The organism is Acinetobacter sp. YWS30-1 (assembly GCF_033558715.1).
In the GTDB taxonomy this organism is placed as follows: domain Bacteria; phylum Pseudomonadota; class Gammaproteobacteria; order Pseudomonadales; family Moraxellaceae; genus Acinetobacter.
Genome location: NZ_CP114607.1, coordinates 86,112 through 100,952, shown reverse-complemented (window position 1 = coordinate 100,952; position 14,841 = coordinate 86,112). Strand labels below are relative to the sequence as shown.

At 38.4% G+C, this 14,841-nt stretch carries 10 protein-coding genes, 6 pseudogenes and 1 other annotated feature; of the genes and pseudogenes, 10 read left to right on the top strand and 6 right to left on the bottom strand.

What is annotated here, in order from left to right:
* Nucleotides 1-64 precede the first annotated feature (64 nt).
* The 3 genes and pseudogenes from O4M77_RS15190 to O4M77_RS15180 all read right to left on the bottom strand — a co-directional run bounded on the left by O4M77_RS15190 (nucleotide 65) and on the right by O4M77_RS15180 (nucleotide 3,009).
* Nucleotides 65-1,041 (bottom strand): annotated as a pseudogene (locus O4M77_RS15190) (MDR family oxidoreductase).
* A gap of 82 nt (nucleotides 1,042-1,123) precedes the next feature.
* Complete coding sequence (locus O4M77_RS15185; RefSeq protein ID WP_166137092.1) at nucleotides 1,124-1,768, bottom strand: TetR/AcrR family transcriptional regulator; 645 nt, start codon at nucleotides 1,766-1,768, stop codon at nucleotides 1,124-1,126.
* A gap of 341 nt (nucleotides 1,769-2,109) precedes the next feature.
* Nucleotides 2,110-3,009 carry a LysR family transcriptional regulator gene (locus O4M77_RS15180; RefSeq protein WP_048881895.1) on the bottom strand — a complete coding sequence of 300 codons (900 nt, stop codon included), beginning with the start codon at nucleotides 3,007-3,009 and terminating at the stop codon, nucleotides 2,110-2,112.
* Between the two features lie 101 nt (nucleotides 3,010-3,110).
* On the opposite strand from O4M77_RS15180, the gene O4M77_RS15175 reads away from it, so the two are divergent.
* Nucleotides 3,111-3,554, top strand: coding sequence for a CidA/LrgA family protein (locus O4M77_RS15175; RefSeq protein ID WP_166137101.1), 444 nt, complete (start codon nucleotides 3,111-3,113; stop codon nucleotides 3,552-3,554).
* Between the two features lie 2 nt (nucleotides 3,555-3,556).
* Nucleotides 3,557-4,240: an LrgB family protein gene (locus O4M77_RS15170; RefSeq protein WP_166137095.1), complete on the top strand. Its 684-nt coding sequence runs from the start codon at nucleotides 3,557-3,559 to the stop codon at nucleotides 4,238-4,240.
* Between the two features lie 87 nt (nucleotides 4,241-4,327).
* Here O4M77_RS15170 and O4M77_RS15165 read toward each other — a convergent pair.
* Nucleotides 4,328-4,408, bottom strand: a pseudogene (locus O4M77_RS15165) (type II toxin-antitoxin system RelE/ParE family toxin); the annotation flags it as partial.
* Nucleotides 4,409-4,478: 70 nt separating this feature from the next.
* Between O4M77_RS15165 and O4M77_RS15160 the strand changes: the two are divergent.
* From O4M77_RS15160 to O4M77_RS15150, 3 pseudogenes are all read left to right on the top strand, one after another.
* Nucleotides 4,479-4,640: pseudogene (locus O4M77_RS15160) on the top strand (transposase-like zinc-binding domain-containing protein); the annotation flags it as partial.
* Nucleotides 4,641-4,655: 15 nt separating this feature from the next.
* Nucleotides 4,656-4,769, top strand: a pseudogene (locus O4M77_RS15155) (transposase); the annotation flags it as partial.
* A 65-nt stretch (nucleotides 4,770-4,834) separates the two neighbouring features.
* Nucleotides 4,835-6,054 (top strand): annotated as a pseudogene (locus O4M77_RS15150) (IS3 family transposase).
* Nucleotides 5,110-5,226 (top strand) — a sequence feature (AL1L pseudoknot). (Overlaps the previous pseudogene by 117 nt.)
* A 38-nt stretch (nucleotides 6,055-6,092) precedes the next feature.
* Here O4M77_RS15150 and O4M77_RS15145 read toward each other — a convergent pair.
* Together O4M77_RS15145 and O4M77_RS15140 are read right to left on the bottom strand one after the other, a co-directional pair.
* A pseudogene (locus O4M77_RS15145) lies at nucleotides 6,093-6,236 on the bottom strand (IS481 family transposase); the annotation flags it as partial.
* Nucleotides 6,237-6,420: 184 nt separating this feature from the next.
* On the bottom strand, nucleotides 6,421-7,593 hold the full coding sequence (locus O4M77_RS15140; RefSeq protein ID WP_166134656.1) for a replication initiation protein: 1,173 nt from the start codon (nucleotides 7,591-7,593) through the stop codon (nucleotides 6,421-6,423).
* An 857-nt stretch (nucleotides 7,594-8,450) separates the two neighbouring features.
* Here O4M77_RS15140 and O4M77_RS15135 point away from each other — a divergent pair.
* The 5 genes from O4M77_RS15135 to acnA all read left to right on the top strand — a co-directional run bounded on the left by O4M77_RS15135 (nucleotide 8,451) and on the right by acnA (nucleotide 14,610).
* Nucleotides 8,451-9,224, top strand: a complete 774-nt coding sequence (locus O4M77_RS15135) for a ParA family protein (protein WP_166134659.1) — start codon at nucleotides 8,451-8,453, stop codon at nucleotides 9,222-9,224.
* Nucleotides 9,225-9,236: 12 nt separating this feature from the next.
* On the top strand, nucleotides 9,237-10,148 hold the full coding sequence (locus O4M77_RS15130; protein WP_166134662.1) for a ParB/RepB/Spo0J family partition protein: 912 nt from the start codon (nucleotides 9,237-9,239) through the stop codon (nucleotides 10,146-10,148).
* Between the two features lie 218 nt (nucleotides 10,149-10,366).
* A complete protein-coding gene (locus O4M77_RS15125) occupies nucleotides 10,367-11,284 on the top strand; it encodes a DnaJ C-terminal domain-containing protein (RefSeq protein ID WP_166134665.1) in 918 nt (305 codons plus the stop codon).
* Nucleotides 11,285-11,295: 11 nt separating this feature from the next.
* Nucleotides 11,296-11,604 (top strand): chaperone modulator CbpM, encoded by a 309-nt coding sequence (locus tag O4M77_RS15120; protein WP_166134667.1) that lies wholly within the window; start codon nucleotides 11,296-11,298, stop codon nucleotides 11,602-11,604.
* 249 nt (nucleotides 11,605-11,853) lie between these two features.
* Complete coding sequence (acnA, locus tag O4M77_RS15115) at nucleotides 11,854-14,610, top strand: aconitate hydratase AcnA (protein WP_166134670.1); 2,757 nt, start codon at nucleotides 11,854-11,856, stop codon at nucleotides 14,608-14,610.
* Nucleotides 14,611-14,841 lie beyond the last annotated feature (231 nt).

Sequence of the window (14,841 nt, the reverse complement as noted above, 5' to 3'; positions counted from 1 at the left end):
AAGATAAATAAAAATTAAGTACTTACACAAAATTTAGAACAGTCCCACAACTCATTTTGTTGAACTATATCTGTACAACAACTCTACCTCGAATTTTTCCATCTAAAATTTCATTTGAAATATTTAAAGCATCTGTTAACTGAATTTCAGTCGTTACTGTTTCTAATTTTGTTTGATCTAATTCTGTAGCCAAACGTTCCCATGCTTCTTTTCTTAATTCGATTGGTGCCATCACGCTATCAATTCCATATAAGGTAATCCCTCTTAGAATAAATGGAGCAACTGTTGCTGGAAAATCCATTCCGCCTGCCAAACCACACGCAGCAACTGCACCACGATATTTTGTACTAGCACATGCATTGGCTAAAGTATGGCTTCCAACAGTATCAATTACGCCAGCCCAAACCTCTTTGTTTAATGGCTTTCCTGGGGAAGATAATTCAATACGATCAATAATTTCACTCGCACCTAGATAGGTTAAATATTCTGACTCTTGAGGTCGACCAGTTGAAGCTGTAATCTCATAACCAAGATGATTCAAAATAATAATGGCAATACTACCTACTCCACCATTTGCACCTGTCACTAAAATTTTTCCATCACTTGGTTTAATACCATGTTTTTGTAAAGCCATAACACACAACATTGCGGTATAACCTGCTGTACCAATAACCATCGTATCTTTAAAAGAAAAAGCAGAAGGTTTTTGTATGAGCCAATCACCAGAAACAGTGACTTGCTCGGCTAGCCCTCCAAAATACTTTTCACCCACTCCCCAACCGTTCAGTAGAACTTCATCTCTTTTTTTCCATGCTGGATGTTTTGATTCAATCACAACACCCGAAAAATCGATGCCTGGGGTCAAAGGAAAACTACGCACCACTGGTAACGCCCAGTAATGGCTAAAGCATCTTTATAATTGAGTGTTGAATATTTGACTTCGACTCTAACCTCTCCTTCTTGTAAAGGCTTTGATGCAATCTCAGTAATTTGTGATGTGTAACCAGCTTCATCTTTAGTAATTACAATACCTTTGTACATAGAACTTCCTCTCTATTTAATTAGACTGCTTGTCTAGAATTAATTAAAAAATAAATACAGACATCTGCATTTATTTTTTTAATTAACTTTTTACGTGATTTTGTTTTTTTACAGCTAAAGTAAACAAGCGATAAAATGCTTCTAAGGGACTTGTTGATTTGACCAAACGCGCTCTTAGAACTGCACCTTCCCACCCAATCCAAAACTGATAAGCAGCTTCATCGCAATCAGCTAGGCTATATTGTGAATTTGACTGATGGAGGCAATCAGAAACTAATTTCTCCCATACCTTAAAGATACTTTCGATTCGGGCAATGATTCCTTGTGGCAAATACGACACTTCTTGTCCTAAGTTACCTAAAATACAACCTCGTTTAAAATCATATTTTTGCATTTTTTCACCCGCATCTTTTACAAAATTTTGCAGCTTTTCTAGTGGGGAAAGATCAGTTTGACTTAAAAACTTATTCAATCGCTTCACAAAATAAAGTTCATAAGCATCTAAGACTTCTAAAATAAAAGCCTCTTTATTTACAAAATAATGGTAGAAAGACCCTTTAGGAACTTGGACTGATTTCATGAGATCGTCCAAGCTCATAGCATTCATTCCACGTTCGGTCAGTAACTCGATACCTCGGTGGATTAAAACTTCTCTAGTGTCTGCATAGTTACAACCGTGTTTGGTTGGTCGACCACGTGGTCTTTTGGGTGAGGAAGAATAATTCATATAATAAAAATAGACTATGTGACTAGAAATAACAACAATAAGATTATTTGATTGAAAATTTTATCTAAACGTCATCTAGTTCTCTTTTTTCACAGTACTTAGTCATTCATATAAATGCTCTTAAAAATCTTATAAGTTCATGAACTAATTTTTTATAAATTTCTATTATTTTTTTTCAAAATATTGAAATTAATAAATATATTGTAAAAATAATTTATAAACTAGATTTTAGGTAAACATAAGTTAAATGGACCTAAATTCCTTAATGCGATAGAACCGATGAATTAAACAGCCAAAACTGATTGTAACGACAATCAAAAACTGGTTGTAAAAGCATTGAATTAAAAGTGAATTTTCTGTTTATGATCTTTTACAATATTTAGCCATGCTCTAGTTGCAGGACTCATTGCTATAGTCGTATTCCAGGCCATACTTAAAGTCCAATTTAAACCTGGATTTTCCAATACGGCAGTGTTGAATTTTTCCTGATCTAATTGCTGGCAATATATTTGAGGAAGTAATGCGATTCCCATATTTGATTCAACCATTTTTGCAATAAAGTCCCATTGACTGCTTTTACAGACAACTTTAGGTTCAAAACCTACTGTATTTGCTGCTTTAATAATCATACTATTCAAAGTAAAGGTATCAGAAAATAATAGAAAGGATTCTTCTTTTAATTCGACCAAATTTACAGTTTTCCTATTTCTCCACTGTGAATCTTTTATGGATAGTAAGCACATTGCTGAATCAACAACTGGGATTGACGCAAAAGTCGGTCGAAAATTACCAAGTAAAATACCAACATCAATACGTTTATCTGCAATTGCTTCCTCAATACTATTTGAGCCTACCTCTAAAAAACTAAGCTGTATATCCGGATGTTGCTTATGAAATAAGGCAATAAGTGAACTAAATAAGACAGAACCTAATGGTGGTAAACCTAAAGTCAGTTTACCCTTTTTAAGTAACTTAACTTGCTCAATCGTGTTATATATTTTTTCATGTTCTGACAGTATGTTTAATGCATGCTGATAAATCAGTTCACCTGTATAAGTCAGTACGACTTCACGTTTTCTTCCTGCTTCACCTTTTTTAAATAGTGCTGTTCCCAACTCTTCTTCTAAGCTTTTAATGATCTTGCTTAAAGTCGGTTGCGTCATAAACAAGCGTACTGCAGCTAAACTAAAACTCTGGCTATTAACAGTTTCAACAAAAATTTTAAGTGATTTTAGATCCATAAATTATTCCAATATAGAATAATATTTATAAAATTATTCATTATTTCGCATATGTACAGCATATAAAATTACCTTATCTTCAAAATCAAGCTGTGATATTAATGCCTGTACAAATCGAACATCCGACCCGATTCAAATATATCAGTAAAATCATTTTTCAAATCAGTTTATTACTTGCTTTCTGGTGGATTGGCAGCATACTTCAATCCTTATTTAAACTTCCAGTATCTGGTGCAGTGATCGGGCTTTTTATTGTTTTAACAGGTTTATTGACTGGATTTTTTAAACTTGAATGGATCAAGAGTGGCTCCGATTTTATTTTGGGTGAATTGGTTTTATTCTTTATTCCCTGTTTTGTTGGACTAATTAAATATAAACATCTTTTTTTAACAGAAGGCTGGCAATTAATCTTTGCTGTTATTCTGGGCACCATTTGTGTCATGGTGGTTACAGCATATAGTGTACATCTTGGCTTTCAGTTTGAAAATAAAATCAAGAATAATCGCTCCCAATCTCTGCGTAATATAGATCAGGATGGAAAATAATCATGACTTTAATCGCCATTGTTTGTCTGATTTCAACTTTACTTTTTTATACTGTCGTAAAAAAAATCCATCAAAAATATCCTTATCTGATTTTATCACCAGCGATACTACCCCCTATCCTTCTGATTATTTTAATCTTATCTTTGAATATATCCTATGATACGTATATGCAAGATAACCAATGGATTGTCTGGATGTTAGGCCCTGCAACAGTCGCCTTTGCCATTCCAATTTATGAATACCGTGAAATAATCAAAACACATCTACTTTCTATCAGTATGGGCGTGGTGATGGGGATGCTAGCAGGAATGATCAGTTCATTTTATTTGGCTAAGCTGTTTAATTTTGATCAGTCAACAACCTACAGCTTAATGGCGCGTTCCATTTCGACACCTTTTGCAATGGAGTTGAGCAGTCATATAGGTGGCTCTGTCGAACTGGTTATTTTGTTTACCATGATTACTGGTGTTATAGGTATGATCATTGGTGATATTGTGCTAGGCGCCTTACCGTTAAAATCTCATTTTGTCATGGGTGCATCTTTGGGCAACGCAGCACATGGATTTGGAACGACTAAAGCCTATAGTCGTGATAAAGAAGAAGGGGTGATTGCCAGCTTAACAATGGTACTTGCTGGTATTTTTATGGTTTTGGTAGGTCCTTTTCTGGTTCATCTGCTTGTATAGTTTGGTTCTGTCGTATTAAGGAATTTAGCTACATTCAACATAGTGGTGATTATATGAATGCAAAAATGCGAGCTTATACCTCTCATTTTAGTCTTTAATTCGCTTTTTCGCTTCGTCATAAACTATGCTATCAGCTCGTTTTCCAACGGTATTCAGCAAGATAACAACCTAATCATCTTCGGTGGTGTTTCAAAAAGTATGCTGAAAAAAACAGGTTGGCTTTTGATAAGATAGTGAGATGCAAATAACACTAGAAATCAAATGTCCAACCTGTCTAAGTGAGGGTGTAAAGAAAAATGGCCTCAAAATATATGGCAAGCAAAACTATCAATGCAAAAACTGCAAGCGTCAGTTTATTGGTGATCATGCTCTTAGTTATCGAGGTTGTCATTCTGGTATAAATTGTAGTGTTCCGATGAAAGAACCCAAATATACCCCTGAAGAATTCAAAATTGAAGCAGTAAAGCAAGTTACTGAGAAAGGTCATAGTGTAGCTGAAGTTGCTGCACGTTTAGGGACCACCACCCATTGAACCGTACCGGGTTTGTCGGAGAGTCAATATTCTGAGTGAGAAGCACTGCTTCGCAAGGTGCGATGACAAAATTAAAATATACCCCTGAAATCAGAGAAAGAGCGGTTCAATTATTGATTGAATCTGAAAAAGATTATCCTTCTACTTGGGCTGCAATCACAGCAATTGCGCCTAAGATTGGTTGTACTCCTGAAACACTTCGTGCCTGGCATCAAAAGCATTTAGATCAGCAAAATCCTATTAAAGTACAACAGATATCTGATCAAGAAAAAATGAAGCAAATGGAACGTGAAATTAAAGAAGTAAAGCGTGCCAATGAAATTCTACGTAAAGCAGCCGCTTTTTTCGCCCAGGCGGAGCTCGACCGCCCACACAAATAATGGTGGATTTCATCCATAACAATAAAGACTTATATGGTGTTGATGCGATTTGTAGGATTTTACCGATCGCAGCTTCAACCTATTACCGAACTTTAGATCTCGCTGACAATCCAGAACATCGAGCGAAACGAGATCTACATGATGAGCATCATGCTGAACAAATTCAACGAATTTGGAAGGAAAGTTCAGGTCGATATGGTGTGCGTAAGGTCTGGCAACAATTGAAACGTGAAGGTTATGTTATTGCACGTTGTACAGTTGCTCGATTGATGCAGAAGCTAGGTATACAAGGTGTTTGGCGTGGTAAGAATAAACAAACCACCCGTAGCCGAGATGATCAAAAAAGAGCAGATGATTTAGTGAAACGTAATTTTAGAGCTGATCAGCCTAATCACTTGTGGGTTGCTGACTTTACCTATATTCAAACTCATTCAGGCTGGGTCTATACCGCCTTTATTATTGATGTGTTCTCACGAGCAATTGTTGGATGGAAAGTATCTACACGGATGAATACAGATATAGTGCTCGATGCATTAGAGCAAGCATTGCACGATCGAGGCATGCCAAAGAATGTGATTCATCATTCCGATAGAGGTGTTCAATATCTTTCTATTCGCTATACCAATCGTTTAGAAGCTGCAAATTTACGAGCATCATTCGGTACGACTGGTGATTCATACGATAATGCTCTGGCTGAAACGGTGAATGGCTTATACAAAACAGAGGTGATTGAATATTTAAAAGCAGATTGACAAGGGTTAGCAGATGTACAACTTGCGACACTAAACTGGGTAGATTGGTTCAATAAAAAGCGTGTACACAGTGCACTGGGTTATGTATCGCCTTTTGAGTTTGAAGCAATGTACTATGATAAGATTAACCCGTTAGGTCAGGTGGCCTAACTTAAATAAAAAAGTCTCCGACAAACCCGATACGGTTCAGAAGTACGTTTCTTCCATTTTGCGACGGTCTTTTGATTGATGCTGTAACGCTTGGCTAGCGTTCTTAAGCTCTCTTGACTATTTTGTATTGCTCGACGCACTGTCTGTGTCGTTGTGGCGCTGCTGTGTAGAACTTGTCCCATAGTGCTTCCTTCCATTTATCTGAGAATATTGCACCATTAAAATCTGGGACTAAACACCTAACTTAGGAAGGATCTATCTCTAAAGCCTATATGCAATAGAGCCATTTTTCTTCTATAGTCCTTACCACTTGTATTTTTTAAGAACATATATCTCCAAAAGTGTAGCAAGTTGCTACACTTTTTTCTAAATAAGGTCTTTACCAAAAATATCATTCAGTCTTTCACGAATACTTTGAACGAATTCCGGATTATTTTTAAGTTTATGCTTCATGTTTCGTTTAAAGTCATTCAGCCCTATACCAATTTCAGCAAAATCCATTTGGAATAAAGTGTCATTAATGACAATATTTGCTTGAGAGTCAGTGAGACACCCTACTTTTTTAAACCACTTCTTGAACTGCTGATAATTTTCATCATTATTAAAAATATACCAGGAACGTACATTCATATCGAATTTAGCACCTAACTCTTTTACGAATGCATTGTCTTCAAATGGAACATCAAGATAGATTTTTTCAATTACTGCTATTTCATCCGGTGCTTTATCAGCAATCCGATGATGCAGTTTAAAATTCACACCCACAATTGGACGGCCTTTCTTAACAGTTTCATACTCTAATTGTAGATCTGTATTTTCGTTAATTTCTGCCACTATTTTGTCTAATACATAGCGCCTGAAATCTACCCAACGATCATATTTTGTTTCATTAATATCAATCAGTGCTTTCAAATTTTCTAAAAGTAATGGAACTTCATAACTCTTCTGGTTGGCATACTTGAATTCGTTTTTAATGAAATACGTATAAAGACTCATACTGGCAACAGAATCAAGGGCGAAAAGATGTTTTAGCTGATAGGTAGTAAAATTTCCCCCAGCTAGTTGAGTAAAATACGGTAATACTTCACTGGTAAAACGGATCTGAATTGCATTTTTAGAGTCATCTTCCCATCTTAATTCACGGATGATGGGAACAACAGAATGCACTTTTTTCGTTTTTCTCTTCTTATCATCAGCAGGCTCCTCAATAATAAAATGAGCTACCCGAGATGAAAGTTCTTTATAGATCCGGTCTATTGCAACATTAATTGAATTGCGTTTATTCAATCCTAGTAAATCTGCTAGATCATCCTTATACAAATAAATATAGGTTTGTTCGGTGATTTCACCATTTATCCTATTTTTCTCACTATAATTCGCAACTGCCATTGCATATAGAAGCGCCTTATATTCATTGGCTGATAACTCGATTGGGCGAATTAAACGGTTACTGGTACTGACAACACCATTATGGCGAATGTTGCCTATACAGTAAGGAATATAATTCGATTCTTCTTGCAATGGTTCAGATTCTGTCATAACCGTGATATTTATAATTTGACTTAGTTTTTATATACAAAAGTGGAAAAACTTTCAAGACTTTCACCACGAGATTCTAAAAGTGGAAGGTTTGTCATCAGAAAAAAGCCTTTTAGCCGTTTTTTTGTTTTTAAAGTGGAATTAAATATAATATTTCCACTCTATAGTGACAGATCTTCCACCTTTAGCCGCAAGATTACAGTCCAGAATGCCTATTTTTACTTTTTTTCATCCAGATTCAGGTAGGTTAAGTCAGATAGAAACCCTGATGTGACAAGGCTTCCACCTTTCAGTTAGATTTCAAAGGTATAACTGCACATATAATCATCAGGAAATATCCAATAAAAACAGATTATCCACAGGTCAAGAATATACAGTGACAACCTCTCCACCTTTAAAGCTTAGTTATGAGACTTTATTAACATCTTAAATATTTGTTTTATAAATTATTTTTAAATAAAAATAGCATTTTAAAAAATAGCAGTGACAAACCTTCCACCATAGTGACAAACCTTCCACTTTACGGTGACAAACCTTCCACTTTACGGTGACAAACCTTCCACTTTACGGTGACAAACCTTCCACCTTACAGTGACAAACCTTCCACTTTACGGTGACAAACCTTCCACTTTTAAAACCACAAGCATTTGTTTTATATACCAAAAATATGCTCCTAATTATTAATTAGCTAAATAACTAATTATTCTAATTATTAATTGAGCTAGCTTAGTTAAAGATTTATTTTTTAAGCTGTTTTACATCTGAACAAACAGGATTTATAAATTTAAAAACTATAGTAAGATGAACGAAAGTTATTTATATTACTAGACATTCAAATACGGAAGCATCTGACACGCATGTCTGCAAAAATTATTACTGTTGCTAACCATAAAGGCGGATGTGGCAAAACAACGACTGTTGTACACCTAGCCTCAGAACTTGCCAACTTGGGCAATAAAGTTCTAGTGATTGATTTAGATCCTCAGGCAAACGCAAGTTTACATATTGGGATTCAGCATCCAAGTGAAATTTCTGTCACCACAGCAGAATTATTGGTCGGTGATATTTCATTATTAGCTGATGCATTACAAGAAGAAACGAACTTCGAAAAAGTATCATTAATTTACGGATCATTAAATTTAGGAAAAACAGAAGACCAGCTGAAAGAAGAAGCACCACGTCCTTCTGAAGAACTTAATATCAAGCTAGAACTCTTAAAAGACCTTTATGACTTCATACTGATTGACTGCCCACCAAGCTTGAAACTTTTAACCAGTAATGCACTGGCATCTTCAACCCATGTCATTATCCCGATCGAATCTGGATCACAATATGGCTTGTACGGGGTTACAGATCTTTTAAATCATCTGGAAAAGATCAAGCGTATTAATCCAGACTTGGCGCTCTTAGGCGCCTTGCTGATTAAGCATGATGAGCGCCAAAATGTATGTAAACTGATTCGGGATGAGGCATTAAAACAGGTTGGTAAAATTTTAGAAACTACGATCCCTCAAAGTACTAAGGTCAATCAGGCAGCAATTTTGCAGCAACCCTTACTCAAAGTAGAAAAAAATTCAAAAGTACGTAAGGCTTTTGAAAGCCTAGCCACTGAAATTGTAGCTAAAGTATAAATTGAGGTCGTTATGGCAAGCACCAAAGAGCTTTTAGCTCAGAAATTGAAACTGAATACTGAGAAACACCAACAGGCACAAAAAGATAATATTAAAGAGCTAAAGGAGTTTAGGCGTAATGTTCCAATTGAGGACATTAGCCGAAGTCCAAACCAGCCGCGCAAAATATTCGAGGAATCGGAATTAAAAGAACTGGCTGATTCTATTGAAGAAGTCGGTCTTTTGCAGCCGATTACTGTCCGTAAACTGGATAACTTGAAATATGAGCTCATTGCAGGCGAGCGACGCTTGCGTGCACATCAGTTACTGGGTAAATCGGTGATTGAAGCGATCATTGTGGATGCCAATAATGAAGAAGCTTCATTATTAACTTTGGCGGAAAATCTAAAACGCCAAGATCTGACAGATTATGAAGTTTTTGTTGGCCTGAGCGCATTGGATGAAAAATTAAAGAAAAACAAGCAGCGTTTGGCCAATTCTCTGGGATTGAACCGCGAAGATATGTACAAATATCTGGCCTATGAAAAGTTGCCACAAGTTATTTTAAATGATCTTGAGCTCAATCCTGGCTTACTGGGTCGTACTGCGGCAACAGCATTTAAAAAATTTTTGTCGGATCATATACAGGAACTATCTGCGGCGGAAGCTGCCTTGCTTCAAGGCTGGGAGAAAGTAAAAGACAAAAAGCTTGAGCAGACCAAAGTGACAGCTTATGCGGAAAAATTATTAAGTCAGGACCCGGAAAAACTGACGACCACCTCAGTCGTAAGAAAAATCGAATACGATGGTAAGATTGCAGGAAATATCAAACTTAACCAGAAGCAGCTTAAGGTCTCGCTCAATATTTCCCATATTGATGAAACAAGTCTGTCCCAGCTAGAAAGCCTGTTAAAAGAGCTGATCCAGAAAAGTGAAAAAGTGTAGCAAGTTGCTACACTTTTTAGTTGAGCCAGGAAAAGGAGGTGAATGCGTAATTCTGAATTAGTAGTTTTCTTCACAAAAACCAAGGTTATGCTATGATTTTTAAATAATTATTATTTTCGTAAAAGAAATAATTTATAACAACAAAAATCTTTAAAAGGTTTTTTTATCTATAAAAAAAATGAATAATGAATAAAATATAAACCACCAATAGGGCAGAGATGACCAAGAATTATTATGAAATATTAGGTGTATCTCGAGATGCAACTGTTGAGCAAATTAAAAAAGCTTATCGTAAACTTGCCAGAAAATATCATCCTGATATTAGTAAAGAAGCTGATGCAGAAGAGCGTATGCAAGAGTTAAACATTGCCTACGATGTGTTAAGTAATGATGAAAAAAAAGCAGAATATGATTTTGAATTAGACCATCCACAGAATAGCCAGGGTAGGGATGCTCATCAATATTATTCAAATATGGGCGGACAGGATTTTTCAGGGTTTGAAGACTTGTTTGGTCGCTTTGGTGGTGGTTTTGGTGGTTTCAATGAACAGCGTTATCAGGGGCGAGCATCCTATAGAGGTGATGATCAACACGCGACTCTAGAAGTAGATTTGGATGTTGCATTCCATGGCGCAACGCAAAATGTCACTTTACAGATTCCAACTATCAATGCGTACGGGCAAGCAGAAGTACAGCGTAAAGTCTTAAAAATTAAAATTCCAGAAGGCATGAAAGCAGGGCAAAAAATTCGTTTAACCGGCCAGGGACAACCGGGTATTCATGGGGGTGAGAATGGCGATCTGTATATTGAAATTCAATATAAAGCTACAGATTCAACTTATGTTGAAAACTCGGATGTCTATCATCATCTGAAGATTAGTCCATGGGAAGCAGCACTTGGACAATCGATTACGGCAAGCTTACCCAATGGTAAACAACTCAATATTCAAATTCCAAAAAATGCCAAAACAGGTCAACAATTACGTTTAAAAAATCAGGGGATTCCTGCTAAAGATGCAGGGCATTTATTTCTCATCCTCGATATTGTGCAACCAACTGCGCAAACCGAACAAGAACAACAAGCTTATGAAGCATTTGCAGCAGCATTTCCAAACTTTAAGCCGAGATCATCATAAGGAGTAAAATTATGACGACAGTTAAATATTATGAGGTGGTCTTAGAAGATATCCAACAGGTAGAAGTTATAGATGAGCAACAATATTATGATTTAAATAGTTTTGCTCAACTTTGTGGTCAAAGTCCTGAATGGATTCTGCAACTGATTGAATACGATATTTTGCCGAATCGTGTAAATGCATCAGATTTATATTTTTTAGTGGATGATGTGGCACGTGCACAAAAAGCGTATCGTTTACAGCGTGATTTTGATGCAAGTTTTACTGCTGTAGCTATGATGTTGGATTTAATCGAAGAATTAGAGAAACTTCGACGTTGATGACACTGAACAAAGTAATACGCTGGTCAATTTAGCTTATGTCCTTAGGGGATGGGCAGAAACGTTGTTGATGCCAGATTTGAACTGTCGGCAATTCTCTGGAAAAATGCCCTGGCAGCCCTGCATTTAACTGGCTAGCGCAATCCTATAATAAATAATAACAAACCCACCGCTCAGTTAGCATACAGTAAGTAAAGAAGTAGTTGACTGTGATCATAAAAATAACAGCTCAAGCCGGAGGGAAGCTAGATGGCCAAGTATAGTGATATCAATAGTTTTAATACCTTAGAAACATTAACCGTCGGTTCAAAACACTATCAGATTTTCAACCTGTCCAAATTGCAAGTGCAATTAGGTGACCTGTCCCGGCTTCCCAAGTCCTTAAAAGTCTTGCTGGAAAATTTACTACGTTTCGAAGATCAACTCACGGTGAAAACCGAGCATATTTATGCCTTGGCAGGCTGGTTAAATAAACGAACTTCAGAACAGGAAATCCAGTATCGTCCGGCACGGGTACTGATGCAGGATTTTACCGGTGTTCCCGCAGTGGTTGATCTTGCTGCGATGCGTACAGCGGTGGCCAAAGCCGGCGGTGATCCGGAAAAAATTAATCCGCTGTCACCCGTGGATTTGATTATTGATCACTCGGTGATGGTCGATTACTTTGCCAGCCCGCAAGCTTTTGAGCAGAATGTCGCCATTGAGATGCAACGCAACGGTGAGCGCTACCAGTTTCTGCGCTGGGGGCAGGCGGCGCTCAATCAGTTTCGCGTGGTGCCGCCAGGAACCGGGATTTGCCATCAGGTCAATCTGGAATATCTGGCACAAGTGGTATGGAGCAATGAGATTGATGGGCAGCGCTTTGCCTATCCTGATACCTTGGTCGGTACTGATTCACATACCACCATGATCAATGGCTTAGGCGTGTTAGGTTGGGGCGTAGGCGGTATTGAGGCGGAAGCGGCCATGTTGGGTCAACCGATCTCCATGCTGATTCCAGAAGTAATCGGCTTTAAGCTTACCGGTAAACTCAAAGAAGGGATTACAGCAACTGATCTGGTGCTGACCATTACCCAGATGCTGCGCCAAAAAGGCGTAGTTGGAAAATTTGTCGAATTTTATGGCGATGGCCTAGCAGATTTACCCCTGGCGGACCGTGCCACGATTGCGAATATGGCACCCGAATATGGCGCTACCTGTGGCTTTTTCCCTGTTGATGAGGTGACGTTTTCCTATTTACGTTTAACCGGACGTCAGCCGGAAAGAATTGCCTTGGTAGAGGCCTATAGCAAGTTGCAAGGATTATGGCGCAATCCGGGAGATGAGCCCGTCTTTACCGACATGCTGGCTTTAGATATGTCGACGGTAGAAGCCAGTCTGGCAGGTCCGAAGCGCCCGCAGGATCGTGTACTCTTGTCACAAGTGCCACAAACCTTTCATGCCTTCATGGATCTGACCTTAAAACCGGTCAAGGAAGAAAAAGATCGTCTGGAAAATGAAGGAGGGGGAGGTACGGCGGTTGAAGCTAAACAGGCCAACCTGCCCCATGAAAATGTTTTTTGTATGATTGAGGGTAAAAAATATCCGTTGCAGCATGGTGATGTGGTGATTTCAGCCATTACCTCTTGTACTAATACCTCGAATCCCAGTGTCATGTTGGCAGCAGGGCTATTGGCCAAAAAAGCAATCGAAAAAGGTTTGCGGCGAAAACCCTGGGTGAAAAGTTCACTGGCTCCAGGTTCCAAAGTGGTCAGTGATTATCTTGACGCTGCAGGGTTGATGCCTTATTTGAATCAACTGGGTTATAACCTGGTGGGTTATGGTTGTACCACCTGTATTGGTAATTCGGGGCCTTTACCTGAAGTGATTGAAGAAGCTGTGCAATGTTTTGATTTGAATGTAGCCTCAGTACTCTCCGGCAACCGTAATTTTGAAGGACGGGTGCATCCTCTGGTGAAAACCAATTGGCTCGCCTCACCACCTTTGGTGGTTGCCTATGGTCTGGTCGGGAATATTCGAACTGATCTCACGACTGAGCCGATAGGTGAGGGTTTTGATGGCCAAGCGGTTTATTTAAAAGATATCTGGCCGACACAGGGAGAAATCGATGCCGCACTGCAGAATGTGAATACCGAGATGTTCCATAAAGAATATGCAGAAGTTTTTGAAGGAGATGCCAAGTGGAAAGCAATCCAGATTCCCCAAAGTCAAACTTATGCTTGGGATGAACAATCCACCTATATCCGGCATCCTCCCTTTTTTGCAGAAATTGATCAGCCGGTGCGACCAATTCAGCCGATCAGCCAGGCAAGGATTTTGGCGGTACTAGGTGATTCCGTCACGACGGACCATATTTCCCCGGCGGGCAATATCAAACAAGATAGTCCGGCCGGAAGATATTTGCAGCAACAGGGGGTTGATGTAAAAGACTTTAACTCTTATGGCTCCCGTCGTGGTAATCATGAAGTGATGATGCGAGGTACCTTTGCTAATATCCGTATCAAAAACGAAATGCTGGGTGGCGAGGAGGGTGGCAATACCCTGCATATTCCAAGTGCAGAAAAACTCTCGATTTATGATGTGGCAATGCGCTATCAGGCAGAACAAACCCCACTTCTGATTATTGCCGGGAAAGAATATGGCACCGGTTCCTCACGTGACTGGGCGGCCAAAGGTACCAACCTGTTAGGGATAAAAGCAGTGATTGCTGAAAGTTTTGAGCGGATTCACCGTTCCAATCTGGTCGGTATGGGAGTGTTACCATTACAGTTTGTGGAGGGTCAGAACCGGCAGATCTTGAACCTCAGCGGGCATGAAACCCTATCAATTCTAGGCTTGTCGGATGATATTCATCCGCATCAAATGTTGGATGTAGAAGTGCAACATACCGATGGTACATATAGCCATTTTCAGGTGTTGTGTCGTATTGATACCTTGAATGAGGTGCAATACTTTAAGGCTGGTGGGATCTTGCACTATGTCTTGCGCAATTTGCTCGCTTCCTGAATTGAATGATGAAAAGACCCGACACCTGCCGGGTTTTTTTGTGTCTGTAAGAAGGCTACGGAGAAAATCAGTAAAATAGCGACAAATACATGAATAATTGCGTCGTTAATTCTCTCATAAATAACTGAGGTTAAAAGTGGAAGTTTTTACTTGCCATTCCATTAAACCTGCCCGTATTGCTTTGTCAGCATTATTCCAGGCTTGACCTTAATGTGTTTTAAAAATAGCCTA

Coding starts and splice junctions, on each gene's coding strand:
- O4M77_RS15175 (WP_166137101.1), top strand. CDS start 3,111: ATGCCTGTACAAATCGAACATCCGACCCGATTCAAATATATCAGTAAA.
- O4M77_RS15185 (WP_166137092.1), bottom strand. CDS start 1,768: ATGAATTATTCTTCCTCACCCAAAAGACCACGTGGTCGACCAACCAAA.
- O4M77_RS15120 (WP_166134667.1), top strand. CDS start 11,296: ATGACGACAGTTAAATATTATGAGGTGGTCTTAGAAGATATCCAACAG.
- acnA (WP_166134670.1), top strand. CDS start 11,854: ATGGCCAAGTATAGTGATATCAATAGTTTTAATACCTTAGAAACATTA.
- O4M77_RS15180 (WP_048881895.1), bottom strand. CDS start 3,009: ATGGATCTAAAATCACTTAAAATTTTTGTTGAAACTGTTAATAGCCAG.
- O4M77_RS15140 (WP_166134656.1), bottom strand. CDS start 7,593: ATGACAGAATCTGAACCATTGCAAGAAGAATCGAATTATATTCCTTAC.
- O4M77_RS15170 (WP_166137095.1), top strand. CDS start 3,557: ATGACTTTAATCGCCATTGTTTGTCTGATTTCAACTTTACTTTTTTAT.
- O4M77_RS15135 (WP_166134659.1), top strand. CDS start 8,451: ATGTCTGCAAAAATTATTACTGTTGCTAACCATAAAGGCGGATGTGGC.
- O4M77_RS15125 (WP_166134665.1), top strand. CDS start 10,367: ATGACCAAGAATTATTATGAAATATTAGGTGTATCTCGAGATGCAACT.
- O4M77_RS15130 (WP_166134662.1), top strand. CDS start 9,237: ATGGCAAGCACCAAAGAGCTTTTAGCTCAGAAATTGAAACTGAATACT.